Here is a 26,688-nt window from a genome sequence, read left to right on the forward strand (position 1 = left end):
GGTAAAAAATATGTCCTCTCTTAAAAACTATATCTTCACTTCCGAGTCCGTATCTGAAGGACACCCGGACAAAGTCTGTGACCAAATTTCTGATGCCATTCTCGATGCGTATTTAGCCCAAGATCCAAAGTCCCGCGTAGCTTGTGAAACCCTAGTCACGACAAATCTTGTCGTCATCGCTGGTGAAATCACTAGTAAGGGAAAAGTAGACACACAAGAAATCGCACGAGATGTGATTCGCAAAATTGGATACAACGACATCAATATGTACTTCGATGCTGACTTTGCAGTGGTTGCTTCACACGTCCATGCACAATCTCCAGACATTGCCCAAGGGGTAAACGAAGGAGAAGGTCTTCATACAGAACAAGGTGCTGGTGACCAAGGATTGATGTTTGGATTTGCAATTGCAGAAACTCCAGAGTTAATGCCTGCTCCTCTTTATTACTCACACAAACTCCTCGAACACCTATCAGAACTTCGCCATACAAACAAAATTGAATGGTTACGACCTGATGCAAAATCACAAGTTACCATCCAATACGAAGATGGAAAACCAAAACGTGTTGATACCGTTGTTATTTCCACACAACACAAACCTGGTGTGACTCATAAACAAATCGAAGAAGCGGTTATCGAAGAGTGTATCAAAAAAATGATTCCAAAAGAATTGTTAACTAACACTCGTTATTTTATTAACCCAACAGGAAAATTTGAGATTGGTGGTCCACATGGTGATACTGGTCTAACAGGACGTAAAATCATTGTTGATACTTATGGTGGAATGGGTCGCCACGGTGGTGGTGCATTCTCTGGAAAAGATCCATCAAAAGTAGACAGATCTGCTGCTTATATGGGTCGTTACATCGCGAAAAACGTTGTTGCTGCTGGCCTTGCTCACAAATGTGAAGTACAATTGGCTTATGCAATTGGTGTTGCACAACCAGTGTCTGTTCTTGTTGATACATTTGGAACAGGAACGATTTCCGATGAAGAAATTGCAAAACGAGTGCTTGCAAATTTCAAACTCACTCCAAAAGGAATTGTAGAAGGTTTGGATCTCCTTGGAAAAGGAAGAAAATACCAAGAAACTGCTGCTTACGGCCATTTTGGTAGAACTGGTAGCACATTCACTTGGGAAAAAACTGATAAAGCAGAAGCGTTAAAAAAAGGATAATCATGGGAGCACCTAGCCAATCAACAGCGGACAAAAAAGCAACAAGAGATGCATACGGCGAAGCCTTAGTTGAGTTAGGTGCATCAAGACAAGATGTGGTAGTTTTAGATGCGGACCTTTCTGGTTCCACAAAAACTGCTGACTTCAAAAAGAAGTTTCCTGAAAGATTTTTTAACGTAGGTGTCGCAGAACAAAATTTAGTTGGTCATGCGGCAGGTCTTGCACTTTCAGGGTTTGTTCCCTTTGCATCAAGTTTTGCTATGTTTTTATCAGGACGTGCCTGGGAAGTTGTAAGGAACAGTGTCGTTTATCCAAAGTTAAACGTAAAACTAGTAGCTTCTCACGGTGGTATCACAGTTGGAGAAGATGGTGCTTCTCACCAATGTATTGAAGACTTTGCCATTATGCGTGTCATTCCAGAAATGACTGTCATTTGTCCATCTGACTTCAATGAAACCAAACAAGTGATTCATGCCATTGCCGATTACAAAGGCCCTGTGTATGTCCGAGTGGGAAGACCTGCGATTCCTGTCATCGAACGAGAAAACTACAAATTCCAAATTGGAAAAGCAGAAGTGATGTCAGAAGGAAAAGACGTTTGTATCATTGCCAATGGTGTGATGGTGAACGAAGCCATGAAGGCAGTGACTCTTTTAAAAGAAAAGGGAATCAGTGCTACACTTCTCAATATGGCAACAATCAAACCTTTGGATAAAGAGACCATCATCGCCAAAGCAAAAGAATGTGGTGCTGTTGTGACTTGTGAAGAACACAATGTCATTGGTGGCCTTGGTTCTGCTGTATCTGAACTTTTATCTGAAGAGTATCCTGTTCCAGTCATCAAAGTTGGAATGAAAGATACATTCGGAAAATCTGGAACTTGGAGTGGACTTCTCGATTATTTTGGCCTTCGTGCTAAAGATGTAGTTTCCCACGCGGAACTTGCTATTTCCAAAAAGAAAAAATAGGGGATAGGCTTCGGTCATGACCGGTTCCGGAGCATCCCAACCTTCTATCTTAGAAGAAACCGAAATCAAACCAACGAGAAATGACGGCCCCTGGAAGGTCGTTTTGTGGGATGATGACCACCATACCTATGAGTACGTCATCGAGATGCTCATGGATGTTTGCCAAATGACTTGGGAAAAAGCCTTCCAACATGCAGTGGAGGTGGATACCCGTAAAAAAACCATTGTCTTTTCTGGGGAATTAGAACACGCTGAGTTTGTCCATGAAAGGATCTTGGAATACGGTCCTGACCCTCGTATGAGTTCCTCAAAAGGATCCATGACCGCAACTTTAGAACAATAAGATTTTTAAATATTTATTTGATTTAACCTTAGATTTCAATTAAAAAGTGTAATAAAACGAAATGAAATTTTCAAAATTAAAGAACCAAATATACGGAATGTTAGTTGAATCATTTCATAATTTCAAGAGAGATTTTCTTGAATTAGATGAAAAACTATATTCAAAAAACTACATTTTGTTTTTAGCGAATTTTTTTATTTCATTCGCCCTTTTATTTTTAAGAAAACCAGATTCATTACTCAATGCACAATTATGGGCTGAAGACGGTGTATTGTTTTTACACGATGAGTGGCATGTTGGATTTCCAGATACTATATTCATTCTTTATGCAGGATACGTACATTTTGTACCAAGACTAGTGGCATTTATTTCAAATTTTTTTCCGTTTGAAGTGATTCCATTTATTTTTAATTTTTCAGCTATATTCTTATCTGCTATTTCTGTTTCTATATTTTCTCTTACCAATTTCCGCTATATCTTGAAGAGCGATATTTTAAGAACTCTCGTTGTTGTTTTAATCTGCTTAATGCCAATAGGCCCTGAATCAATCAATAATATTACAAATGTACATTTCTATCTTTCATTGGGCGTTTTTCTGATTGCATTAATTGGAGGAAGCTTAAGCAGATGGGCATATTTTTTATTTTTTTTATTTGTACTTTTAGGAATTTTGTCCGCTCCCTTAGCAGTTTTTTGTGCACCACTTTTTTTAATTCGACCGATTCTGTGTAGGTCCGAAAAATTGCGATGGCTTTATGTTTTGCTTTTTGTAATTAGTGTCGTTTATGGCTTCACTGTATTTCAAATTGGATCTAAAGAATCCGTACCTTCGATTGACTGGTTGTTTCTTGCGAATCCATTTAACATTGAAAAATTAATTCGTGTTACCATATCTGGCTTTCTAATCAATGACGACTACTTTGCTTTCCTTAAATACTTCAAATTTCTGTGGCTCTTTGAACTGTTTTTGCTATTTCAATTTATAAATAAATTTAGAATCCAGGGAATTCAAACATCAATTTTACTTATTTATTTTTTGCTTACTATGTTTATTCCGATTTTACTTAGAGGAGGTTTGACTTTAACCGAAGAGCAGTTAGGTTATGCAGTACTACTTAATAGTGCAAAAGATAATTTGTATTTTGGAAATGTACTTAATTTAATAGTATCGAGATACGGAGTAGTTCCTTATTTTTTGTTTTGTATTTTTTTCTTTGTTGTTGTATTTGAAAGTAAAAATAATAAATCAAACTATTTCTTCCCGTTAGCTATTACGATTCTTTTTGTTTTTATCATTAGAAATTCCATTTTTATAAAGCCATTCGAAGATTTAAATTGGAAAAGTTATGGAGAATTAGTAAAAAATAAACAGGATGTGGTAATTCCTATCAATCCACCTTGGTTTCCAAAACTACATATGAAAAAGGAAGATTGGAGGTAATTTTTATATTCAATGTATAACCACATGAAAATTGATCGACTCAAACCAGAGTCAGATGATTCAAAATCTTCACATCTTACGTTCTAAAGCATAGTTGCGCTCAGGAACCAAAAGAGATGAGACCGATTCATTTGTATCGATTTTTATATTCGTAGTTGGATTGTAAGTATCTAACATTGTCTCACCATCAACGATGAATTGGTAGTGATACTCACCAGGGAGTAATTTTTTCTCTAAGGTAAAAACCCCTTTACGATCTTTTTTCAAAAAATCATGTTCAGGGTTCCAATCATTAAAATTTCCCACTACACGGACCACTTCTGCATTCGGTAAATAAATTTGAAATTTGACTGTCCGAAGGTCTCGTTCTTCGTTTGCGGAATCTTCCAATACCATCGTTTTGGTTTGGCGATCTGTGTCTTTAGAATCCAAAACAAATCGTGAATAATAAGAACCTGACCCATCTTCCACCTTATCAAAGTTTTCTGGATCATAGGTGAGTAGGCCATTCACTCGAAATTTATATTCGTAAACAGGATCTTCTTCGTAACTATCTTTGATTTGGTTAGGTTCGATGACTGTGTAATAAATTCCATATTGGTTCCGTTTCATTTCAGCGCATTCCCAATTGTTAAAACTACCGCAGATTTCCACAGATTCATCTCTAAGGCCATTATAGGTGAAAAGAATCCCTCGGTGGAGAAGGTTCCCACTCGAAACATAGGATTCGACATCAAGATAACGAATGTAACGTGGTGCGATGTTTTTCTTCAGACTTTCCAATTGCCAAAGGTAATAAACCGTGTCTTGGTCTTCGGTTTCATCAGACATTTCGAGTTCTCCAGAAGAAAAACTGCCAATCCAATCCATACCATCGTCGGCAAAAATTCCAATACCTGTCAAAAAGAGTAAAATGAGGGCAATTCGGATGAATTTGGATTTCAACATAGTGCAGATGTCTTTTGTGTCCTTTGTCTTTATTTTCGGCAGGATTGAAAAAAGAGCGTGAAAGGTTTTTTCATTCGAGAATCATCTGACATAATAAAAAAAATATTCTGTCATTTTAAGAAGGGGCCGATAATTCATTAGGAATAGACCTTCGCATGGCTGAGCCGATAGACAAATTGAGTCCGGAAGAAATCACACAAATCGAGACGATGTTTTCGGCTCTCAATAAGAACCCTATGTCCTCGGAAGAGCTCAACCCGATGGCGAAGGTCTTACGTGAGAAACTAGGCTATACCAATCCCTTTTCTGGCAATGAAGAGCCAGAACCTACTGACGATGAGCCAAATGATGATCTACCAGATGATTTTGGTGGCGATGAGACGGCCACAGGTGACAGCTCCGATCCTTTTTCTGGCCTCGATGATGATGATGATTTTGGTCCCCCAAAACTTTCCAGTTCCCAACCGGAAGAAGACGATGGGATTGATTTAGATGAATTATTAGGCGAAGATAGCCCAAAACCCAAAGAGACAACACCTCCTTCTAATACTGATTTTGATGATTTAGGAATGGATTCTCCCACAGATGATTTGTCTGGGAATGAAGATCCATTTTCTACCCCTGCTGGTGACGAAGCCGATCCATTTGCAAACCTTGGATCTCCCAGTGACTCTGAGGCAGGTGCCGATGATCCTTTTGCCAATTTAGATGCGATTGATGAAGCACCCATTGAAGAAACAAAGGCGCCGGAAATTGGTGATGATCCCTTTGCCAATTTAGGTAGTGATGACGATTCAATTCCAAAAACAACCGACGAAGACTTGTTTGCTGGGTTTGATTCAGGTTCGGAAGAACCACAAGGTACAAGTGATGATTTTGACTTTGGATCTGGTGGCGAAACTCCTTCGGGTGATGATCCATTTGCTGATATGGGGTCTACCCCATCCGATGCAGACGCGGGTGCTGGTTTTGGGGATGACCCTTTTGGAAGTTTAGATTCTCCTTCTTCTGATGTTACTACGGGTGATGATCCCTTTGGTGATCTTTCCACACCTACATCCTCAAGCGAACCTTCGTTTGGTGATGATCCATTTGCCGATATGGGATCTACTCCACCTGCTTCCGATACAGGAGCAGGTTTTGAAGATGATCCTTTTGGAAGTATGGAAACCCCATCCACTTCCGCAAGAGAATCAGAACCTGCGGATATAGGTGGTGGATTTGATGATCCATTTGGTGACTTGGGTGTGGGGATGGAACCACCAAGTCTTGATGATGATTTAGCTGCTCCTTCCTTTGATGACTTAGCACCTTCCATTGATGATATGCCTGTTTCTGCCATGGACGATTTTGGTGGAAATGATGAGGGTCCAGGTGGATTTGAAGAAGACCTCATGTCTCTTGGCAAAGAGGAAGAACCGGAAGAATCCCTTGAAGCCAATTTAACGGATGAAGAACTTGCGGTCATCCAATCTGAGTTACTTCGTTATCCTCCAAAATTAAGACGAACCATTATTGATGCGATTGTCAACCAACGCATTCCTGTTCGGAACCAAAAAGAAATCATTGAGCTCATCAAAGCCCAACAAAAACCAGAAGACATTGCTAGTTTCTTAAGTGGACTTCTTGGCGAACGAGTCGAACTCAGTGATTCAAGTGGAAAATTTGCGGCAGATGGAGTTCCCATCATCGCAAGTAAGGATGCTTACACAAAAGAAGGTGCTGCTCGAAAACGTGAGTTAATTAGAAGGACAATTTTATCTTCTGCAGCAGCAATCTTTTTGGTATTTGGAATCGTTACTTTATGGAAATACGTAATTGTTCCTTACCGTGCAAAAGCGCAGTATGCTCTTGGACTTGAAAAAATAGAAGAATACAGTTATGAAACTGATGCCCTAGAAAAGAAAAAATTACTAGCTGATGCTGAGAATTATTTTATCAAAGGGGAAGAGATTTTCCCACATAACTTAGAGTTTTTGAACAAATATTGTACTGCTTATACCAAAGCAGGTTTGTACGAACGAGCGTTTGAAAAATGTTTTGGAAAGGTAGAACCAGATTTTGGTTATGAACCAGAAGACAAAGAACACAAACGTGCTTGGGAAAATCGTAAAGAAGTTCCAAACATCAGTTTTGCGAAAAAAACGGAATGGAATGACGCAGGTGTTGAAACAGCTGGTAGAAGACCACTCCCCGAACTGGCATTTTATTTAACTTCACAAGATAAAGTTCCAAGAAAGGTATTAAAAGCAGGTGCCTACATCGCATCTCGCCTCAAATACAATGTTCATGATATAGATACATATATTGCACTCGGAACATTTCACTCCTTTCACAGAAAAGACTTCATTGAAGTTCCACCAGGAAGTAATCGCAAAAAATATAAAAATGATCACCTTGCGATTGAATACTTCAAACGAGTGTTTACTGATGGGGGAGATCCTGATAATGTTGATGCCATTGCTGGTATAGCAAAAATTTTCTATAACAAACAAGAGTTTGGAACAGCTGTTAAATACTATAACGATATTATTGAAAAGTATCCAAAAAATCCAATTGGACACGGTGGGATTTTATCAACCTATATTGAAATGTGGAAACGTGATAAAAATCCACAATATGTTTTAAACCACCATAGGCAAGTTCGTAATGCTCTAAACATTGAAGATGAACTTTCACTTTTTGTTTTGGCAAAACTTGCTTCCTTTTATATTGATTTGGATTCTGAAGAAGTCCGTATCAAATACAACATCAATCCAGAAGACCAAGTCACGGGTATGGAGATTGATGACAACGTAGAATATCTGCTAAACATTGCTTATGGCAAAGATGGTGGTTCAAAATTTGCGGAAGGGTACTACCAGAGAGCACGTTTTTACTTCAAAAAAGAAGAAGCGGCTCGTGCTTTAAAACAATTAGAATTAGCATCAACTTATGATATTAGACATTATTTAGCAGTTTTACTGATGGCTGAGTATTATATCCAAACAGAAGATTACGATGAAGCTGTAAAACTTTTAAAAGAAGCTGATGATCGATACCAAAACTATCGTGATCGTTTGGGAGAAAGGGACGAAGATGAAACCTTACTCGAAGGTAGTCCAGGAAGGATTTCGTTTAACTTAGGTAAAATTCAATTTTTGGAAGCAGCTGGGATAAACGTAACAGACAATATACGAGAATTCCCTGGCAAAAAAATCTATCCAGAACGAAGTATTGGAACACTTTCCTATGAAGAAAAGGAAAGACGAAATGGCCTTTTTATAGCACGTGAATCTTTTCTCGCAGCACTTGACCGTGATATTTCCAAAGATCCAAAGATTGTGAGAGAATGTTATTATTATTTGGGTTGGATTGATTATAACCATGGTGACTTTGCACAAAGTTTAGATTTTTGGGCAGAACTTCCGGAAGAAGATATATACAATAACCCGACCTTACTCTTTGGAAAGGGAAATGCATTTTATTATACAAGACAATACAATGCAGCACTTGGCAACTATCTGAAGTTAAAGGATGATTTTGAACTGAAAGAACAAAGCCTTGGTCGAATTGACACTGAAAACTCTGATCATAGAGAAGTGTATGAGACTTTAACAGCTCTTTACAATAATATTGGTGCAGTGTATGAGAAAAAACAAGATACCATCAATGCACTCAAATACTATTGGAAAGCTATGGAAACAGCACGTAAAATAGGTTCCGTTAGTGAAATTGCCAACTCGAATAAGGATTTGGTTTTTGCTAGAGCCAAATTGGATAGAGAACCACTGTTAGAAGACTGGTTAGCTCCTACATTAGATCGATTGGCTCAGATAAAAAAATAAACTTATATTATTTGCGAAAACGTTCGCGAATTCCGAGTAATAGAAAGTAAAACGTTTCCCACATACGTCGGATTCGGTATGGTCTTGCAATGATGCGCCACAACCAAATCAAACCTCTTTCTTTGAACCATTCAGGGGCTTTTTTATCAGCACCAGATAACATATCTAAGGCGCCACCTACACCAATTACAACCGCTTTTCCGAAATAACCTGTATTGTTTTCGATCCAAATTTCTTGTTCAGGGAAGTCCATGGCAAGGAATATGATATCAGGTCCTGTTTTTCGAATTGCTTCTTTCACTCGCATTTCGCGTTGGCGATCTAAATGACCTGCATGCCTTCCCACAATACGAACTTTCGGAAAGTGCCTTGTGAGATTAAAATAAATACGTTCTACGATTTCGTCTTTTGCGCCAAAGATAAAAGCTGTGAACTCTTTGAGTTCTGCCAGTCGGATTAGGTCCATCATCACAGCAATCGGTGTGACTCTTTCTTTTAATCGGCCTTTTGTCATCCAACCAATTCCCGCACCTTCCACTAATATGGTACCTGCTTTTTCAGCAATTCGGTGGAGCGATTTTTTAGGACGCATCCTCATGAGTTTGATTGGATCTAAGAATAAAACATGGTGCATGCCTTCTTTTTTTTCAAGCACGCGGAAAAGTTTCGCAATCGCTTCATCTGTTGTGACATTGTCTATTGGAATACCTAAAACATTCAACGTTTCTAACTTGGAAACATCGATATTTTGGTATTCTAGTAGTATATCTCTCTCGTCTTTTGAGGAATTGTGAACGATTTCGCTCAATTGCTTCATGTAGCCAGGTTTTCCTTTCCTATCTAAAGCATTATGTCCAGTACCCTCTCTTGTCGCCTCTAAATTTTTAAAAACTTTCGTTTTTTCACTTGGATTGGAACCGAGAGAACGAGAAAAAGTATCAAAATGTTTCGAAGCAATCGTATTCTCTATTTGGTCCTCTTTCTTCTCTCAAGCGCAAGTTATGCGGAAAAAATTTCCATCTTTGGAACCATTCAAAACGGTACCACACGAGGATTGGGAAAGGCTGATTCCATTCGGATGATGGCTTTACAAGGTGCAATGGTTCCACTTGGAGAAATTGGCCCACAGTCTGGAAAATTTCGATTCCCCGAAATGGATTTACCTGAAGGTGCACCTATCCTTTTACAAGTCCAGTACCAAGGTGCAAATTATAATAAAATGATTCCGCCAACTACTAAGTTTCGTACTTCTCCTCAAGAAATAACCGTGTATGATTCAGGGGCGGATCGAAAACAAGTGGCAATAAAAAGCTTAATGCAGGTTATGCGAGAAAAAAAAGGCCTACGAATTTTTAAATTATTCCTCATCGATAATGTCAGTAATCCACCAAAGTCATATGATCCGAAGTCAGGTGCGTTGGAATACTCGGTTGCGAAAGGAGCAACGGAGATTATGGCACAACTACAACAACCAGGTAGTAAAATGGCCATTCCACTTGGAGTGCCAGATGGTCCAAATGGAGGTCGAATTTTGGACCGAGCTATATTACCTGGAAGTTCCGAACTACAAGTTTCTTATTTGATTCCAAATTCTGAAGATTCATTCAGCGAACGAATGTTAATTGAATCTGAAAACGGTAAATATCCTATTTTTGTGAAACCACAGGATATGGTAGTGGAAACAGGTGAAAAAACACCTGTGGTGAAATTAGACAAGGATGTTCCAAAAGGGCTAAGTGCTTATGTATTAAATGCACTCGAATTTGGAACAATCGTTGAATTTCGTTTTGTTGGGGGAAAGGCACTTCCTACAATGTCAAATTCTCCAAACCCAGAAATTTGGAATGGATCTATCCTTACAAGTTGGGATTTATCTGCTTTTGCAATCGTTGGATTTTTAGGACTCTTATTTACACTGTCTTTTATTTTTGTCTATCGCAAACAATCAGAAAGGAAAAACAATTTATGAACCAAAAAAAATCAAAACAAGAAACCACCTATCTTCGGTTTTTTGGTCTTGCAGAACTTGTGAACCATGGCCCAAGAGGGATTTTAGCCTTCTGGATGATTTTAGGAATGGCCTTCTTTCTGTTTGGCGATCAAAACCTAATCGCTCCCAATATGAAAAACATTGGAGCCTCTTTAGGGATCACAGATCCAAATGAAGTGGATTGGAAATTTGGTGGGATCATTCCTGTTTTGTTTTTTATCTTGGGTGGACTCGTGTCATTGTCTATGGGGTATCTTTCCCAAGCATTTTCACGAAAAAATTTGTTAATCGCAACAGTTTTGTTAGGTGAAATTCCTTGTTTTTTGACTGCTTACGCTGAAAATTATGACCAATTTTTGATTCTGAGAACCTTATGTGGATTTGGACTTGGTGGAATATTTCCATTACTTTTTAGTTTGATTGGAGATTATTTTTCTAGCCAATCACGTGCCATTGCCACTGGGTATGTATCATTAGCAATGGGTCTTGGTGTGGGAGTGGGTCAGTTGTTAGGTGGAATTTTGGGAGGAGCGGATCCTATTAATGGATGGAGGACCTCTTTTATTTACATGTCTGCACCTTCCTTTTTCTTCGTGGCTGTATATTTATTTTTTTGTAAAGAGCCCAAACGTGGTGGAGCAGAAGAAGTGGTTGCCGATGAACTTTCTCATAAAATCACTCTCAAAGACTTTAAATTACTATTCGAAAACAAAACTAACCTCGGTGCTTTTTTACAAGGACTTCCTGGTTGTATCCCATGGGGTGTATTTTTTGTTTATTTAGCAGATTATTATGAACACACATACCATCTAACAAAAGAAGTTTCCGCTGGTATGATTACATTTGCTGCAATAGGAATTTTTATTGGAACATTTTTTGGTGGAGTACTTGGGCAATTTTTATACAATATCAAAAAAACATACCAACCATTATTATGTATGGGAACAACATTCTTTGGAGTATTCCCTGCTATCCTTTTGCTCTATTCGTTTGATATTGTGCCGCACATGGGTCTTTTTATCGCATTGAATATTTTTACAGGGATTATGATTTCAGTTACTGGTCCAAATGTCAGAGCAGTTTTACTCAATGTAAATGAACCAAAATCGAGAAGTGCTATCTTTTCAATATACAACCTAACAGATGATTTAGGGAAAGGTCTTGGACCTGTGATGTCCGCTGTGATTCTTGGTCTCACACCTGATAGGGGACTTGCTCTTTCCATCTCAATTTTATTTTGGATTCCATGTGCTTTAGCTTGGTTTTTGGTTTTATTCAATTATGAAAAAGATGAAAAGACAATGCATTTGTTAATGAAACAGAATGTTTCCTAATTTGAAAGTGATTCACAAATTGATTACAAACAGATACAATGCAAATCAAACATAACTTACTTGATATCGAAGGGACAACGGCACCAATTGTCTTTGTCCATGAGATCCTTTTTCCATACGCGAAAAAACGAATTCATTCCTTTTTAAAAAACTATCAGTTTTCAGAAGAAAAATGGAAAGAAATTCTCGCAGAATATCAGAAAGATGTATCTGCGAACGATCCATTGTTCAGACAGAAACTTTCTATGAATCCATCTCCTTCACAAAATTTTCCAAATGAAACAACAAAGGATATTTCAAAAGATCTCGTTTCTTTATATTTTGAATATCTCATTGAGAAAGATCGTAAATTTGGTCCTTTAAAAGAGATACAAGGAAAAATTTGGAAAGAAGGGTATGAGTCTGGAGAAATCAAAAGTACAGTCTATGAAGATGTTCCGAACTTTCTAAAACAATCCATCCAAAATGGAAAACAAAACCATGTGTATTCGTCGGGATCAGTGGAAGCACAAGTTTTAATTTACCAGTACTCTGTGTTAGGTGATTTGCGTAAGTATTTTGTTTCTTATTTTGATACAGCTGTGGGTGGTAAACGTGAAAAAGAAAGTTATCTAAATATCGCAAATTCACTCTCGGCACTTCCCAGTGAAATCTGTTTTTTTACTGACATTGTGGAGGAAGCGGATGCAGCAAGTTCAGCAGGCATGGAAGTGGTCATTTTGAATCGACCGGGAAATTTGCCTCAAAAACCACATTCGTTTCCCATTTGGAATCATTTTTAAGTCATATACCAGATCCCAAACGAATACACAAAAATCAAAGTTGAGAAAATCAATTTCCAAAAAAAATGAGCACGCATTAAATTCATAAACACATAGGATATAAAAAGGAATTTGAGTGCACTAAGGAGTACCAAATTCGAATTACCAGGAACAAAGGATCCCTTTCCGTAAAACGATAGATATACGATTGTGAGTAAAATTAGATAAGTAAATATAATTCGTAACATAAAACCTTCTTCTTTATCGGATCAAATACAATGCTGGGTAAAGGATAAGCCAGATCAAATCACACATATGCCAAAAAATTCCTCCCGCTTCCAAATTCACAAACGTTATAGTTTTTCGGTTGAGAAGAACAATGGATAAGATGATGATTCCCACGGCTACATGTAAGTAATGAAAACCTGTGAGTAACCAATAATAACTAAAAAATACACTTGTATCTAAGGTATAACCTAAAGTCCATTTGTCGTAAAACTCGAGACTTTTGAGGAACAAAAAAGCAATTCCGAAGAGAATTGCACCTAACATACAATAGAGAAATTGTTTCTCTTTCTTGTTTTCTTTTTCATAAACACCTATTGCTAATAAAAATCCACTTGTTAACAGGAAAATCGTATTCCAGAAAGCAAATTCTCTGTGCAGAAGTTTTTGCATGGATTGGAAACCATCTGGATTTTGAGTTTTGTCATACACTAAGGAACCAATCCCCATACAAAAGGTGATAACTTCCACAAACACGATGAGCCAAATGAGAATTCCACCAGGTGGATACCAAATTGAATCATTTTCCTCGAGAGTTGTTTCGTTCATGAAACCTCCAAGGTCCTAATTGAAATTTAAAATAATCGAATATTCAACTAAAATCACATATTTTGAAGATCGTTAAGGTTCCCAAATTGCGGGAAAACGTTCAAAATGTACGATTATGTCTTACTTTGCCCTATGTAAATCATTAAAATGATTCTAATTCTTGTTCAAATTTGATTCGAACCGGTATTCTTATGCATGTTAAAACAAGATTTTGAATTAGAACTTGATTAGAATCAAGGCAATTTGTACAATCTGCACTTACATTTGTAAAATGGAAAAAAGGAGGTAAGGATGCTTTCAAAATCGCAAGCAAGGGCATTCTTTCTGGGTGGAACTTTTTTGTTCGGTGCTATCTTTGTGTTCCTCACAATTGATACCTTGCGACAAAACGATACCCGTACCAATGCGCAAAACTTAACAGAAGATGTGCTAAAAGGGAAAGAGATTTGGGAAAAAAACAATTGTATGGGTTGCCATACCTTACTTGGAGAAGGAGCATATTATGCACCTGATTTGACGAAAGTCGTCGAAAGGAGAGGTGTTAGTTGGATCGATGTTTTTTTGGATGATCCACAAGCAATGTTCCCTGGTGAACGTAAGATGGTGAAATACAATTTTACCAAAGAAGAAAAGGGGCAAGTCATCGCATTCCTAGATTGGGTTGGGAAAATTGATGCCAATGGTTGGCCACCAAAACCAAATATACCAATTGGTTCCATAACTACTGCCGCACCTCCACAATCAACTGCTAATGTTGTAAAAGTTTCTCAACCAGAAAAGTTTTCTCAATTATGTGTCGCCTGTCACGCAGTAGGTAGTAAGGGAGGAAATGTAGGACCTGCACTTGATCATGTAGGATCTAAGTTTGATGTCGATTATCTCAACCGATGGTTGATTGATCCACAAGTAATCAAACCGGGAACTAATATGCCAAAGTTGCCGTTAAGTGATACAGAAAGAAAGGATATAGTTACTTACCTTTCTGCATTAAAATAAGGAGAAACAATGAGATTCCAATCACAAAAGGTAGCATATTGGTTCTTTGCAACTTGTATGTTACTCTTATCTTTACAAATCGTTTATGGTTTTATCATGGGTTTTGCTCGTATTGGGTTTGATGGATTACATGATTACATTCCATTTAACACAGCTCGTGCGACACATACCAATTTATTAGTTGTTTGGTTATTAACTGGATTTATGGGTGCTGCTTATTACATCATCCCTGAAGAATCTGATCGTGAATTGTATAGTGTCAAACTCGCATACATCCAACTTATTTCTTGGGTAGTGGTGGGTGTAATTGCCATTATTGGATTCCACTTTAATTGGTGGGAAGGTAGAAAGTTTTTAGAGATTCCAAGGCCACTTGATTATCTTGTCGTCGTTAACGTTCTCACCTTTTTATTCAATATTGCCATGACCATTTGGGAAGCTAAAAAAAGAAGTACAACACAACTTGTATTATTCTTTGGTCTGTTATGTGCTGCCTTGCTTTATCTCCCAGGTATGATTTATTTTGATAACCAAACATTGGATTCTTACTTTAGATGGTGGGTTGTTCACCTTTGGGTAGAAGGAGTTTGGGAACTCATCATGGGTGGTATCTTAGCATTTTTACTCATCAAACTTACGGGTGTTGACAGAGAAGTCATTGAAAAATGGTTGTATGTGGTTGTTGGCCTCACATTCCTTTCTGGAATTTTGGGTACTGGACACCACTACTATTGGATTGGAACACCTAAGTATTGGCTTATGGTCGGTGGAATTTTTTCTGCCTTAGAACCACTTGCTTTCCTCGGAATGGCGATTTGGGCTCTCAATATGTATCGCAAAAAAGGAAAAGACCATCCAAACAAAATTGCTCTCTATTGGACACTTGGAAGTGCGATGATGTCTTTCATTGGTGCAGGTTTTCTTGGATTTGCTCATACTTGGCCATCGGTTAACCAATGGACACATGGAACACTCATCACAGCAATGCACGGTCACCTTGCATTTTGGGGAGCTTACGCCATGTTAGTGTTAGCTGTCATTTCCTATGCAATGCCAAACATGACAGGTCGTAAACTATTCACTGGTATGTCTGGGTATCTTGCATTTTGGGCATCCAATATTGGAATGGTAGGGATGACAGGAGCCTTGGCAGTCGCAGGGATCACTCAGGTGTATCTGGAACGTAAATTAGGTATGGACTTTCTTGTCGTACAAAAAGAAATCGTGTTCCATTTTATCGGAATGTTACTTGCAGCTACATTATTTACGATTGGGATCACATATTTCATAGTTGATTTCATTCGACACGGTCTTCCTTCCAATGAAGCGGTTGGTAAAAATGTAGGTGATATAGATTAACATATGTTAACAACAAAAATTCCCTATTACGAACCAACTGGTAAGGAAGTGGAAATTTTTCAAATGGCGGCGGAGAATTCTCTGCCGCTATTGTTAAAAGGTCCTACTGGTTCTGGAAAATCTCGATTTCTGGAATTTATGGCACACCAAATGGGCCGTAAACTCATTACGATTTTATGCAATGATGAAACATCCGCAGTGGATTTGGTAGGTCGATTTATCGTCAAAGGGGCAGACACAGTTTGGATGGACGGTCCCCTTACCACAGGTGTCAAAGAAGGTGCGATCGTGTATTTGGATGAAATTGCAGAAGCAAGACCAGATACTCTTGTGACCATTCATTCTTTAACAGACCACAGGCGGACTTTATTCATTGAGAGAAAAAATGAAGAAATTATCGCACATCCAAATTTTTTACTCGTAGCATCCTATAACCCTGGTTACCAAAAGGGGTTTAAAGAACTAAAACCTTCCACCAAACAACGTTTCTTAAGTATGGATTTTCCATATCCAAAACCATCTGTGGAAGAAAAAATCATTATTGGAGAAACAGGAATTTCTGATACCATTGCTAAAAAATTAGTACAATTTGCAAATTTGGTTAGAAAAAAACCAGAGTTGGGACTTGCAGAAACAGTATCGACACGTTTGCTTGTTTCCTGTGCCAAACTGATTGGGAAAGGTCTCCCTTCTCGCCTTGCAGGTCGCACGGCTATCATTCTGCCTCTAACAGATGATGAAGATACAGTGACTGCCTTACAAGATAGTTTTGATTTAATTTTTTAGGAATTCATTTTGGAATGGGATCAGTTTGTATTCTACCAAGGTCATAAACTTTGGAAAAAACTTAAAACAAAATTTACGCCTCCAAGCCCTTATTACCCATATCGTATGGAGACTGAGGAAATCAAAATCGTTCGTTATCTACAAACTTTACGAAAGGAAACCACCTCCATTGTGTATGGTGGTGAAACTATTTCTCTAGGGCAAAATTTTTTAAAATTTCCAGAAACAATCTATTGGTATCTTTCTGAAAAAGAAACAAAAATACATGTTAAGATTTTACTTGCCTATTTGACTTATCTGTTTGATCGAAAATTTATTTCTGCAATTTCCACTAATACTGATCTGGAAGGATCTGATTCAAAGAAGGAAATCTTTCAAAGAGCAAAAGATGGGAATCCAATGCAAAAAGGTTTGGAAGAGGATTCTTTTTATCAATCCTTCCGATTGTTTCTAAAACGATACCCTGGAGCTTATTCCGATTGGAAAGAAATTAGAAAGGAAAGATTGTATCTGCGGAAAAAAGACCCAAAACAATACCAAACCATCGTTTGCAGTTTCTATCATGCCAAAACATCACTATCCAATTCGAAAATGAACTTTCCCTTAGGGAAAGATTTTGTATCAGACAAACAGAAACAAAAAGTAGAATCGAAGGAATCCAAACAAAAGTTAGATCCGAGTGAAGCTGAACTATTGGAAGTAGATGAGAAAAAAATAGAAGAGTATACGCTTGGTCATAATTTTGAAAAAATTGAAACTGTAGAAGAGTTTGACGGCCAATGGAGAGACATTGATGGCGAAGAAGATATGGTAGAAGAGGAGGCACTCGAGGAACTTAATCTTAAACATATCATCCGCACTGAAGATCCTGTTCATACCACAAGGACAAGTGAATCTGGTGCAGGAACTTTATTAGAAATTTTGGAAGACACGAGTAAGGAAAAACCCTTTTTATATCCAGAATGGGATTACAAACAAAGAAAATACAAGGCTAATTACTGTTCTGTGGTTGAGGAATTTCCAAAAACATTAGATTCTTCCTATACAATTCGAATTTTAGAAAAACAACACAGCACCTTATTGTTATTAAAGAAAAAAATGACTGCATTACTCAACCAAACCCGAATTAAAAAACGTTTGGTTGCAGGTGCTGACATAGATTTAGATGCGCTTGTTGATCGATATGCAGATTTAAAAGCTAAAAAGAGCCCATCTGAAGCAATCTATATGAATCCAATTCGGGATGTATCAGATATAGCATTGTATTTTTTAATGGATTTAAGTTTGTCTACCGATTCTTGGATTCAAGAAAAAAGAATTTTAGATGTGGAAAGAGAAAGTTTATTACTGTTTTCCGAATGTTTAGAAGAATTGAAAATTCCATTTGGTATTGCCGGTTTTTACTCTCGGACCAGGAATCACAATCAATTCATTCATTTAAAACAAATGAACGAATCTTGGACGTTAGTCAGAGATCGACTAGGTCCACTGTCTCCCATAGGGTATACTAGAGTGGGTCCATCTCTTCGTCATACAAATTCACTCTTAAAAGATTCTGGATACAAACAAAAATGGATCATCTTAATTACTGATGCTAGACCAAATGATTATGATCAGTATGAAGGTAAATATGGGATTGAAGATGTGAATAAAGCGGTCGGTGAATGTTTGTTAAATGGTGTGCAAGTGTATACTTTGGCCATAGGAACTGAAGAAAAACCAACGATCCCTGCGATGATGCGAAATGCGAGTTATCAAATGTTATTCCATCCAGAAAGGCTCCTCGATTCCTTACAGGAATTTTTTAGAAGAGCCATTAAGAGTTAAGTGTATAATAGAATTAGAATTCAATTTAATCTTTCTTTTATGAAGGTTTACCATCAGGTCTTGGTGAATAAAGAATGATTGTATACTGTACAACAAAGAAAATAAAACATAGAATCCAGCCAATTCCTGACAAGTAATATGCATATTTGTGTTGGTTGAACAGTGGCAAAAACACTCGAATTACCACGCTTACATTTAATAGAATATAAGCAAAAACAGTAAGAGGGGACGCAACGATGCTTCTACCAGTATGTCCCAAACTCACTCTTGTGATCATACCATAAATAAACACGGAAAGACCACCAACTGTTAGACTATGAATGGCTGATGAAATTGGAAATAGATTCAACTCTGCTAAACTATAAAGTAAAAATCCAAAACATACCCAAAAGTAACCCAAGTACAAAATCCAAAGAATAGGTTTTTGGTAGGATTTCCATGGTTTCCATGAAATGTAACGAATTGTATTCGAGGCAAATAAAGAAAACCCAACAATAAAAGCAAAAATTCCGAATATTGTAACACCTGTTCCTTGTAAGAAGGAGAAGGGCGTTAAAATGTAAACCTCGATATATGATTGTTTGAGCTTTGATAGATAAAAGATAAAGGGAAGATAAATAAGAAATGATTCTAATTTTGGCATTCGTTTAAAAGAATACCCTTGGATTACGACACCTGAAAAAAATGGAACTACTCGTCCGCCTATGATGAGTATTAGAAACAAAACAACAAAGATACTTAGGTGGATAAAAAGCAGTGTTTTCTCAGGGTCTAAAATGGAATAAGCAGAAAGTGCACTCATAATATGGAAAATAGTAAAAAGTGCATAATGGTATAAGATGGGTCGATTGTGTTTTTGTGTTGGGACAATCAACTTTGGAACAAGTAAATAGATGACCATGATATCCGAACAGATATCAAAACCAAACGAAAGATAACTTAAAAAACCAAACGAATAGAATGAAAATCTTCCAAGTAACCAAAAGGACAATAAGTAGAACAAGTTTTTACCTTTTAGAATGGTTGAATTTGTCCAATTTTGAACAGCAGTGAACAAAAATCCCAATACGATGGCCTTGGTAAAACCGAATACCATTTCGTAGGAATGCCAATGAATGGCATTGATGTGAATTGGATTTTTAAGAATATTCGAAAGTATGAATAACCAAATTGAAATGACTAAGATTCCGAAAACTGAGCCAAACCAAAAAAAAGGGCGAAACGCTGTGTTCCAGAAACTGTTTTGAAAAAAAGATTGTTTCATGCGTTAATACTAACTGAAGGGAGTATCATTTCATTGATACAAATCAAGTACTAAGCTAAAATTTTTAGGAGTCCTTCCTTGTCTAAAATTGTAATCTCACCTTTCTGTGTATCAACAAGACCCTGGTCTTTTAGTTGTTTTAATATCCTTGAGAAAGTTTCAGGTCTTAAATAAAGTAGGGATGCCATTTGTGTTTGTTTTAAGGCGAGTGAGTCAGGTGTACCATAAAATAGAAAATGTGCAACTCTTTGCATTGCATCCATGGTAAGACCACGATTGATTGCCAAGTTTAATGTTTCGATTTTATTCATCAGTGAGTGCATTAGGATGTGATTAAGTTCTATATTAGAATTTAGTCGATTTTGAACTTCTGAAAGTGGCATTCTTAAGATTGTACTTTTTTTAGTAAACCTTGCAGAAGCTGGATAAGGAATCCCTTGGATAACAGCCCATTCGGCTACAATGCATATTGGTCTGAAAAAAGTTAGGGTTACTTCATTCATATTCCCATCATATTTAAAAACCTGTAAGTCACCATTGATAAGGAGGTCCATATGAGTGACTTCGTCACCTGCATGGAATAAAAATTCATCTTTATCATAAGTGAGTTCCATACATCCAACAAAGGCTTTCATTAATGATTCAGGACTAGATTTCGTAATGTATTTAATAATCATTGAAACAAAGTTTTTACTTCTTCTTTTTGAAGTTTGGAAGTTTGATTTCCGTTTCCTTTAAGAATTTCCAAATTCTTTTTAAGGTAACTCTCCAATCCTCTTTTTCTGATTTTTTAGCGGTTTGGTTTAATACCCCAACTGCAGTTGAATCTTTGATTGGTTGTAATTCAGAAACGGGAACAATGGCGGAGATTCCCAAATCAATTTTTAGATATTTTTTCTTGATGATCTTGAAGTCGATCTTTGCACCTAATAAGCGTACAATTTCCAAAATAATCGCCCATTTTACTTTAATCGGAGTAAGCTGGTTATAATTTTCTGACAATTCATTGAATAATTTTTGTGCCACCTTGGAATTACTATGGAACAATAAAAATCTAAAATGTACATTCCCTTTTAAGTCTTGGGTGATGATTAAATCATTGTGATTAAATTCTTTGAAAGGAGGGAAGTCCACTAGTCTCACTACAACAGAATTGATTAAGTCCAAGCTATTAAGAATTTCAGTTTCTGGATTTACTTTAATTGAATATGTAATGTCATCTTCCGGAATTACATCGTTGATAAAGGATACAAAATTGACCTGTTCTTTAAATGGAACTTCTTTTAGTACTTCCAATCTGGAGAGTTCAATGATATCGTCCATGACATTGTCAATGGAGGATTGAACTTCAATTACTTCTTTTACCAAATTTTTATCTTTTGTTTTTTGAGCTGATTCTCTGTATTCTGAAAGTTTATCTTTCATTAATTTTAATGGACCTGAGATCATTGCGTCCATATAAAAGAAAATCTTTTCTCTGAGTGAATCCGCTTCTTTTAATCTGTCATATCGATTTTGGAGTTTTCGTTTCATCATCAAAAACTGAAATCGTAGAGCAAGAGTCATTAAAATTAAATACACTAAAAAACTAGTTTCAAGAGAAGATGGTGAGTTTAAATATCCTCTTTCGATTAGAATTTCTTTTAGGATTGAATAGAGTAGGTAAACAAGAGCCAATAAATGGATTGTTGATCCTCTCTTTTGTTCTCGGAATTTTAGTATCGTTACATAAATTGCGTAACCGATTACCGCAAGCAAATGGATATCCCAATATCCAATGAAGTTATACCAAAACACTGGATTTTGTACGATGAGAAATACGAGGATAAAGAAAAATTGAAAGAAGAGATAAATTCTTTGGTATTTAAATGGTTTTAATTCGAAAAAATCTTGGATGAATTTTATGAATCCATATGGCAATATAAGCAAAAATGAATATTCTAAGAATTTTAAAATTGCAAAATGATTAAAAATTAAAAATCTAACTTCGTTTTTGCATAATTCATATCCAGAGAAAATAAGGGCCAATACGCTAAAACTTAAGTATTCTTTGTTCTCTCTAAGGTTAAAAAAGTTAATGAAGAAAAATAAGGCAATGAATAGATAAAATCCTACGAATATCAGTTCGACAAGTGAATCATATAAATTTCCGTTTATTGCTTCCTCGTAAGTTACAATTCTGATTGGTCCTGTTATGATTCCTGCAGAAGTAGAAAGAGATGAGTCAATTTTAATGATTAACACATTCTCACCCTCGAGTAATAAATCATGTGGAATAGGGTAGATTCTTGGCCTTCCAAACGAATATTCTTCCGGATTTTTTCCAAAAGCCGAATTGTTTTTACCGATAAGCACACCGTTGACAAAAACCTCATCCGACTGGTACACTTTCCCTAATTGTAGGGCTAATGACTTTTGGTGTTGTTCTGTGGTAATTTCAAAACTTTTCCGAATCCATATTGAACCTCTATAGGTTTTGTTTAAATTCCTGAAATTGTTAGGAACAGTTGTAATGTCCAAGTTATTTGGATTAAATTCTGGATTTAATAAATCCGCACTATCATTAAAGTAAATTCCCCAATCCTCACCATCTAACTTTAATACAACTGTTGATTCATCGGTTGTACGTGAACAATTGAATGAAATGAAACAAAAACAAATTAGAATTAGGCGGCGAAATGGTAGGGATATCATTTTTTTGGTTTTTCTGGGATACGAATTGTGAACTTTGCTCCCATTCCTTCGCTTGATTTTAAACTAACAGTCCCAGATAAAAAGTTGGTTGAAGCCTCAACTAAAGTTAAGCCAATTCCTGCGCCAGGGATTTCATTCTTTTTGTCACGATAACCTCGGACAAATTTTTGAAAAATAGTTTCCATTTCTATTTGGCTAAGGCCCATGCCTTCATCCATCACAACCAATTGATGAAATCCATCTCGATTAAAAAATTCAATGTGAATGTCTGTTTTTGGATCAGTGTATTGGTATGCATTCTCTACCAAATTTCTTAAAATACAGAACAAGAGTTCCTTTGGAAAATAAATTTCCAAATCATTTGGCTTTATATCAATGTAGGTATTTTTTCGATGTTGGCCTAAATGATTTTCCACACTAGCAACACAGTTTTTTACCAACTCCAATACGGAGAAACTTTCATAAAATGGGATATAAGTTCGTTCTTCCAGTTTCCTTAGTAAAATTGCTTCCTCGACCATATAACTCATATAAGATATATGATCCTCTGCTTGTTTAACTGGATCTCCAATATGTTTTGTGTTAGTAATTTTTGATTTTTTCTTTGCGGCTTTTTTAGCTGATGGTTTGACCACATCTTTTACGAGAGACTTACTTTGATTGGTAGTAATATTTTCAATCGCGGACTTGATTTTTTCCATTCCCGATTTAAATTCAGAAGATAAGTTGATGAGAAATCCAGTTTTGACCCTTTCCATTTGGATGAGTTCTTTTTCTTGTTCAATAAAATTTTCCAATCCAATGACTATATCGTTTGATAATTGGATGGATATCATCACAAGAAAAATTAAGAAACCTAGGTATAAAGTACCAGGCATGGAAATGATGATTTCTAAAGCTGATAAACTATCGATTAAGATTGTAGGCAATAAACAAGCGATCCCAATCAAGATAAATTTTACTTTTTTAATATTTGTTTTACCATTTTTGACAAATAGGTAAATCACAAGCCCCATTGCAATTGGTAATGCATAATTAAAGAGAGCTATCACCAGAATCCATGTTTTAGGATTTCTGAAAAATAGTGTGATGACAAAAAGTACAGATAAAAACACTTCATACACTAGTAAAACAATATTACGTTTCAATTTTAGATATTGGTGCATGAAGTTAATGAAAAATGCAGGTAAACAAATAAGTACTAAAAGTTCTGCAACATACGACCAAGTGAAACTTTCAAATAGAATGTCTCTGTGTTGTGTGCGGATGAGAACATAAATTCCCATAAAAATTGAAAATAGTGCAAAAAAGAAATTTTCCCCAGCTCTACCGCGAACAATGGAACCTACGAGAAAGTAAATTCCCATAAAAATAAAAACATAACCACAAACCATCGCAAAGAGTTCTTTTGAGAATACTGCTTCACGTAACAAACGTTCCTTGGCAATAGTCGGGGCTTCCTTTAATCCATTTAGGTTTGTGGCAGCATAAATCCGAATGGCCATCACATTTAATCCTGGTTTAAGTAAATGTGTAGGAAGTGAATAAATTCTGATTTTTTGAAAATCAACTTCTAATCTAGGTAATACGGTTCCTGTTTTATCAATTAAAGTTCCATTCAAATAAAACTCATCAATGTCACGAATTCTACCCAATTGGATGGCAATTGGTTCTACTGGTGTTGTGTAATTGTCAGGTAAATAAAAAGAACAACGATACCAATGGTAGCCTGTGAGATTTTCTGTTTTTGAAATTCCATAATCAGGAACGGATCGTTTCACCCAAAAACTTTCTTCAACTGACTCATCACGCCAATCTAAATTGTCTCCCTTCCTGAATAACCAATCAGTTTTTAAAACCACTGGTTTTTCAAAGGATGTGATCATGGTTCCACATGGTTCTGCCACCAAACTTACTAAAGTTGGTGACAAAAACAGTAAGAACCCGAGGAAAAATTGGGAAAAACGGGTTTTCGAAATCATATTGGTTCTACGTTTCGAATTGCCTCTTCAATTTCTTTGAGCTGAGTGGAAATCCTTGCGTCGATTGCTCCCACATCTGTTTCGATGATTACTCCACCACGGTCAACTCGAGAGTCTTCGTAGATGTTTACTTTTCTGAGTGATTCCATCAGTTTGATGAGTTCGTCTTTGTGAGCTGTTGTTAGTTCTAAGTCAGCGAAGTTAACACGAATGTCGATACGGTCGCGATCTTTAATTCGTTTCATTGCTTCACGAATGTTATTGAGTACAATTTCTTTACGTTCAATGATTTCGTCTTTGATTACTTTTCTTGCGATGACAAGAATCATTTCCACCATTTGTTTTTCAGAAGCAGCAATCATCTCTTCACGAATGTCGATTGCTTTACCAATGATAGTTCCCAATCGGTCGATGAGTCGTCTAACTTCCCCTTGGCCTTTTTTGAAACCAACTTCACGACCAGCATCATACCCTTTTTGGTATGCTTCGTGTTCAATCTCAGCCTGTTTCATCTCAGCTTCTTTGATCATACGTTCGACTTCCATCTTCGCACGATCTAAGATTTGTTCTGCTTTCGCTCGGCCTGAATCTTCTTCTAATTTGATTTTTTCTTTTGAGTCCTGAACCATTTGGAAGGCTTTGGTTCTGCCTTCTTCTTCAATGGCCTTTGCTTGTTTTTTAGCATCTTCTAATAATTGGCGGACTTGTTCTTCTGTTTCTTGGCGATACCTTTGGAGTTCCGCTTCGATTTCTTCAATCGATGGACCTTGGTATTGTTCGATGATATTCCCTTCTTGGTCTATCTCGAAGTCCTCTTGTTCGTCGGTCTTATGAAATTTTTTGTACTTATCAGGAAGTTGGATTTCAACTTCTTCTTGTAAGTCGGCAATTTGAATGGGTTTAAAAACTAGTTTTGCCATATCCTTACTTCAATCTCCAAAGTTTCACTTTGCCTTCATCCATTGCTTCCCGCAAACGATCTAAGACCCCTTTTTGGGCTTCTTCGATCTCCGCAAGAGAAACAGGACCTAACGAATCCCATTCGATTTTAATCTCTTTCACAAGCCAAGATTCCAAATTGGAATACACTTGGTCACGAAATTCAGTCTCAACACCTTTCAATGCACAGGCAATGACAAGGGGATGGATCTCAGAAAAAAAACGAGTGAGACTTGTCCTTCCTAAATGAAGGAGGTCTTCCAAACGAAAGTAGTGTTCTACTATAGTTTCGGCATATTCTGGGCTTTTTTTCTGAATTCGTTCAATTAAATTTTGAGATGGCAAAAAAGGAAGCCTTGTGAGAATTTCCCCCGCGGTTTTGGCTTTGCGGCTCCGGATTTTCGAAACCGGCATTTTTTTCTCAATGAGTTCCATTTTGAATCGGAGAAACCGATCGAGTTGGTCACGTTCCCTGTCCGAGTGGTAGTCAATTTCGGCAAGTGCCAAAATGATCTCTTCTCTATGGGATTCAGGGTATTCTGCCAGGACTTCGGAGGCTGATTCTGGGTCCGAAAAACTGAGGACCCTTGCGACCACTTCTGGAGATTCTTCCCGTGTGAGGTTTTGGAGCATTTCAACGGAAAATTTTGGCAACTCAAGCCAGAGTGGGCCTGATCGTTTGTTCTCTTCTTCTTTTAGAATCTCTTCCAATAACGAATACAGTTCGTTAGTTTCAGGATGGCCATTTGTAGGAGAACTGTTTGGGTAGGAATCAAACGAATGGGCCATTGGAGACCTATTCTCGGGCACATAAGCAGATTTTCCCCCTGGCGCGTTTGGTTTTGACAGCTTTGGATTCTGGTATCCAAGGTGAGGCAAATCTGTCTCATTTTGTTTCGTAATGGTAGGTTTCGGTTTCGTGATTCCTGGGGATTGTTTGTTTCCATGAAGCCCATTCGAATGGATTCCTTTTTTTTGAAGGAATTGGGTGAACGAGAGTAAGATGTCCTTTTCTTGGCCTTTTGTCGGAGAGGGATTGGTTTCTACTTTCAACAAGAGAGACTCTATCTCGGTGTCAGTCAGATGGGCGAACACTTCATCCGGTAAGTATTGGCCTAAAATTTGGTATGCCAGTGCGGCTTTGTTGGGACCGGAAGAATGTGCCATTTAGGTGACATAATAGCTTACTGAGTGCTTCGTACAAACCAAAAAATATTA

The 26,688-nt window shown here is 37.1% G+C and carries 22 protein-coding genes; 12 read left to right on the forward strand and 10 right to left on the reverse strand.

The window, feature by feature from the left end; translation table 11 throughout:
- The first annotated feature begins 10 nt into the window (after positions 1–10).
- The 4 genes from metK to CH354_RS16190 all read left to right on the forward strand — a co-directional run bounded on the left by metK (position 11) and on the right by CH354_RS16190 (position 3,929).
- Positions 11–1,177 (forward strand): methionine adenosyltransferase, encoded by a 1,167-nt coding sequence (metK, locus tag CH354_RS16175; protein WP_100717569.1) that lies wholly within the window; start codon positions 11–13, stop codon positions 1,175–1,177.
- A 2-nt stretch (positions 1,178–1,179) separates the two neighbouring features.
- Entirely contained in the window at positions 1,180–2,145 is a 966-nt protein-coding gene (locus CH354_RS16180) for a transketolase family protein (protein ID WP_100727377.1), read from the forward strand.
- A 16-nt stretch (positions 2,146–2,161) separates the two neighbouring features.
- A complete protein-coding gene (locus tag CH354_RS16185) occupies positions 2,162–2,488 on the forward strand; it encodes an ATP-dependent Clp protease adaptor ClpS (protein ID WP_100727376.1) in 327 nt (108 codons plus the stop codon).
- 97 nt (positions 2,489–2,585) lie between these two features.
- Positions 2,586–3,929, forward strand: a complete 1,344-nt coding sequence (locus tag CH354_RS16190) for a hypothetical protein (protein ID WP_125172410.1) — start codon at positions 2,586–2,588, stop codon at positions 3,927–3,929.
- 69 nt (positions 3,930–3,998) lie between these two features.
- Here the strand turns inward: CH354_RS16190 and CH354_RS16195 are convergent, their stop codons facing one another.
- Entirely contained in the window at positions 3,999–4,877 is an 879-nt protein-coding gene (locus tag CH354_RS16195; protein ID WP_100727374.1) for a glycogen-binding domain-containing protein, read from the reverse strand.
- Between the two features lie 155 nt (positions 4,878–5,032).
- Between CH354_RS16195 and CH354_RS16205 the strand changes: the two genes are divergently transcribed.
- Positions 5,033–8,704 (forward strand): tetratricopeptide repeat protein, encoded by a 3,672-nt coding sequence (locus tag CH354_RS16205; RefSeq protein WP_100766541.1) that lies wholly within the window; start codon positions 5,033–5,035, stop codon positions 8,702–8,704.
- Positions 8,705–8,711: 7 nt separating this feature from the next.
- On the opposite strand, the gene CH354_RS16210 is transcribed toward CH354_RS16205, so the two are convergent.
- Positions 8,712–9,521: a WecB/TagA/CpsF family glycosyltransferase gene (locus CH354_RS16210; RefSeq protein ID WP_100727372.1), complete on the reverse strand. Its 810-nt coding sequence runs from the start codon at positions 9,519–9,521 to the stop codon at positions 8,712–8,714.
- A 126-nt stretch (positions 9,522–9,647) separates the two neighbouring features.
- Here CH354_RS16210 and CH354_RS16215 point away from each other — a divergent pair, with 126 nt between their 5' ends.
- Genes CH354_RS16215 through mtnC form a run of 3 tightly spaced genes read left to right on the forward strand, consistent with a single transcriptional unit; the run spans position 9,648 to position 12,810 of the window.
- Positions 9,648–10,673: a hypothetical protein gene (locus CH354_RS16215; protein ID WP_100717575.1), complete on the forward strand. Its 1,026-nt coding sequence runs from the start codon at positions 9,648–9,650 to the stop codon at positions 10,671–10,673.
- Positions 10,670–12,028, forward strand: coding sequence for an MFS transporter (locus CH354_RS16220; protein ID WP_100717576.1), 1,359 nt, complete (start codon positions 10,670–10,672; stop codon positions 12,026–12,028). The genes CH354_RS16215 and CH354_RS16220 overlap by 4 nt, the downstream gene beginning before the upstream one ends.
- A gap of 38 nt (positions 12,029–12,066) precedes the next feature.
- Positions 12,067–12,810 carry an acireductone synthase gene (mtnC, locus tag CH354_RS16225; RefSeq protein ID WP_100766542.1) on the forward strand — a complete coding sequence of 248 codons (744 nt, stop codon included), beginning with the start codon at positions 12,067–12,069 and terminating at the stop codon, positions 12,808–12,810.
- Here the strand turns inward: mtnC and CH354_RS16230 are convergent.
- Together CH354_RS16230 and CH354_RS16235 are read right to left on the reverse strand one after the other, a co-directional pair.
- The gene (locus tag CH354_RS16230) at positions 12,807–13,037 is read right to left on the reverse strand and encodes a prokaryotic cytochrome C oxidase subunit IV (RefSeq protein WP_100727370.1); all 231 of its coding nucleotides are present in this window, start codon (positions 13,035–13,037) and stop codon (positions 12,807–12,809) included. The genes mtnC and CH354_RS16230 overlap by 4 nt on opposite strands.
- Positions 13,038–13,050: 13 nt before the next feature.
- On the reverse strand, positions 13,051–13,623 hold the full coding sequence (locus CH354_RS16235) for a cytochrome c oxidase subunit 3 (RefSeq protein WP_100727369.1): 573 nt from the start codon (positions 13,621–13,623) through the stop codon (positions 13,051–13,053).
- A 291-nt stretch (positions 13,624–13,914) separates the two neighbouring features.
- Between CH354_RS16235 and CH354_RS16240 the strand changes: the two genes are divergently transcribed.
- The 4 genes from CH354_RS16240 to CH354_RS16255 are packed head-to-tail and all read left to right on the forward strand — an operon-like array spanning position 13,915 to position 18,591.
- A complete protein-coding gene (locus tag CH354_RS16240) occupies positions 13,915–14,619 on the forward strand; it encodes a c-type cytochrome (RefSeq protein ID WP_100727368.1) in 705 nt (234 codons plus the stop codon).
- A 9-nt stretch (positions 14,620–14,628) separates the two neighbouring features.
- Positions 14,629–15,978 carry a cbb3-type cytochrome c oxidase subunit I gene (locus tag CH354_RS16245; RefSeq protein WP_100727367.1) on the forward strand — a complete coding sequence of 450 codons (1,350 nt, stop codon included), beginning with the start codon at positions 14,629–14,631 and terminating at the stop codon, positions 15,976–15,978.
- Between the two features lie 3 nt (positions 15,979–15,981).
- Positions 15,982–16,764 carry a CbbQ/NirQ/NorQ/GpvN family protein gene (locus CH354_RS16250; RefSeq protein ID WP_100717581.1) on the forward strand — a complete coding sequence of 261 codons (783 nt, stop codon included), beginning with the start codon at positions 15,982–15,984 and terminating at the stop codon, positions 16,762–16,764.
- Positions 16,765–16,773: 9 nt separating this feature from the next.
- The gene (locus CH354_RS16255) at positions 16,774–18,591 is read left to right on the forward strand and encodes a nitric oxide reductase activation protein NorD (RefSeq protein WP_100727366.1); all 1,818 of its coding nucleotides are present in this window, start codon (positions 16,774–16,776) and stop codon (positions 18,589–18,591) included.
- Positions 18,592–18,628: 37 nt separating this feature from the next.
- Here the strand turns inward: CH354_RS16255 and CH354_RS16260 are convergent, their stop codons facing one another.
- The 6 genes from CH354_RS16260 to CH354_RS16285 are packed head-to-tail and all read right to left on the reverse strand — an operon-like array spanning position 18,629 to position 26,637.
- Positions 18,629–19,855: an NnrS family protein gene (locus CH354_RS16260; RefSeq protein ID WP_100727365.1), complete on the reverse strand. Its 1,227-nt coding sequence runs from the start codon at positions 19,853–19,855 to the stop codon at positions 18,629–18,631.
- Positions 19,856–19,905: 50 nt separating this feature from the next.
- Positions 19,906–20,532, reverse strand: coding sequence for a Crp/Fnr family transcriptional regulator (locus CH354_RS16265; RefSeq protein WP_100717584.1), 627 nt, complete (start codon positions 20,530–20,532; stop codon positions 19,906–19,908).
- A 13-nt stretch (positions 20,533–20,545) separates the two neighbouring features.
- Positions 20,546–22,549 (reverse strand): 7TM diverse intracellular signaling domain-containing protein, encoded by a 2,004-nt coding sequence (locus tag CH354_RS16270; protein WP_100728276.1) that lies wholly within the window; start codon positions 22,547–22,549, stop codon positions 20,546–20,548.
- Positions 22,546–24,531, reverse strand: coding sequence for a sensor histidine kinase (locus tag CH354_RS16275; protein ID WP_100727364.1), 1,986 nt, complete (start codon positions 24,529–24,531; stop codon positions 22,546–22,548). The genes CH354_RS16270 and CH354_RS16275 overlap by 4 nt, the downstream gene beginning before the upstream one ends.
- On the reverse strand, positions 24,528–25,451 hold the full coding sequence (gene fliH, locus CH354_RS16280; RefSeq protein WP_002973208.1) for a flagellar assembly protein FliH: 924 nt from the start codon (positions 25,449–25,451) through the stop codon (positions 24,528–24,530). Before fliH ends, CH354_RS16275 begins: the two co-directional genes overlap by 4 nt.
- A gap of 4 nt (positions 25,452–25,455) precedes the next feature.
- Positions 25,456–26,637, reverse strand: a complete 1,182-nt coding sequence (locus CH354_RS16285; protein WP_100727363.1) for a FliG C-terminal domain-containing protein — start codon at positions 26,635–26,637, stop codon at positions 25,456–25,458.
- Between the last annotated feature and the right edge of the window lie 51 nt (positions 26,638–26,688).

The organism is Leptospira levettii (assembly GCF_002812085.1).
Classification (GTDB): domain Bacteria; phylum Spirochaetota; class Leptospiria; order Leptospirales; family Leptospiraceae; genus Leptospira_A; species Leptospira_A levettii.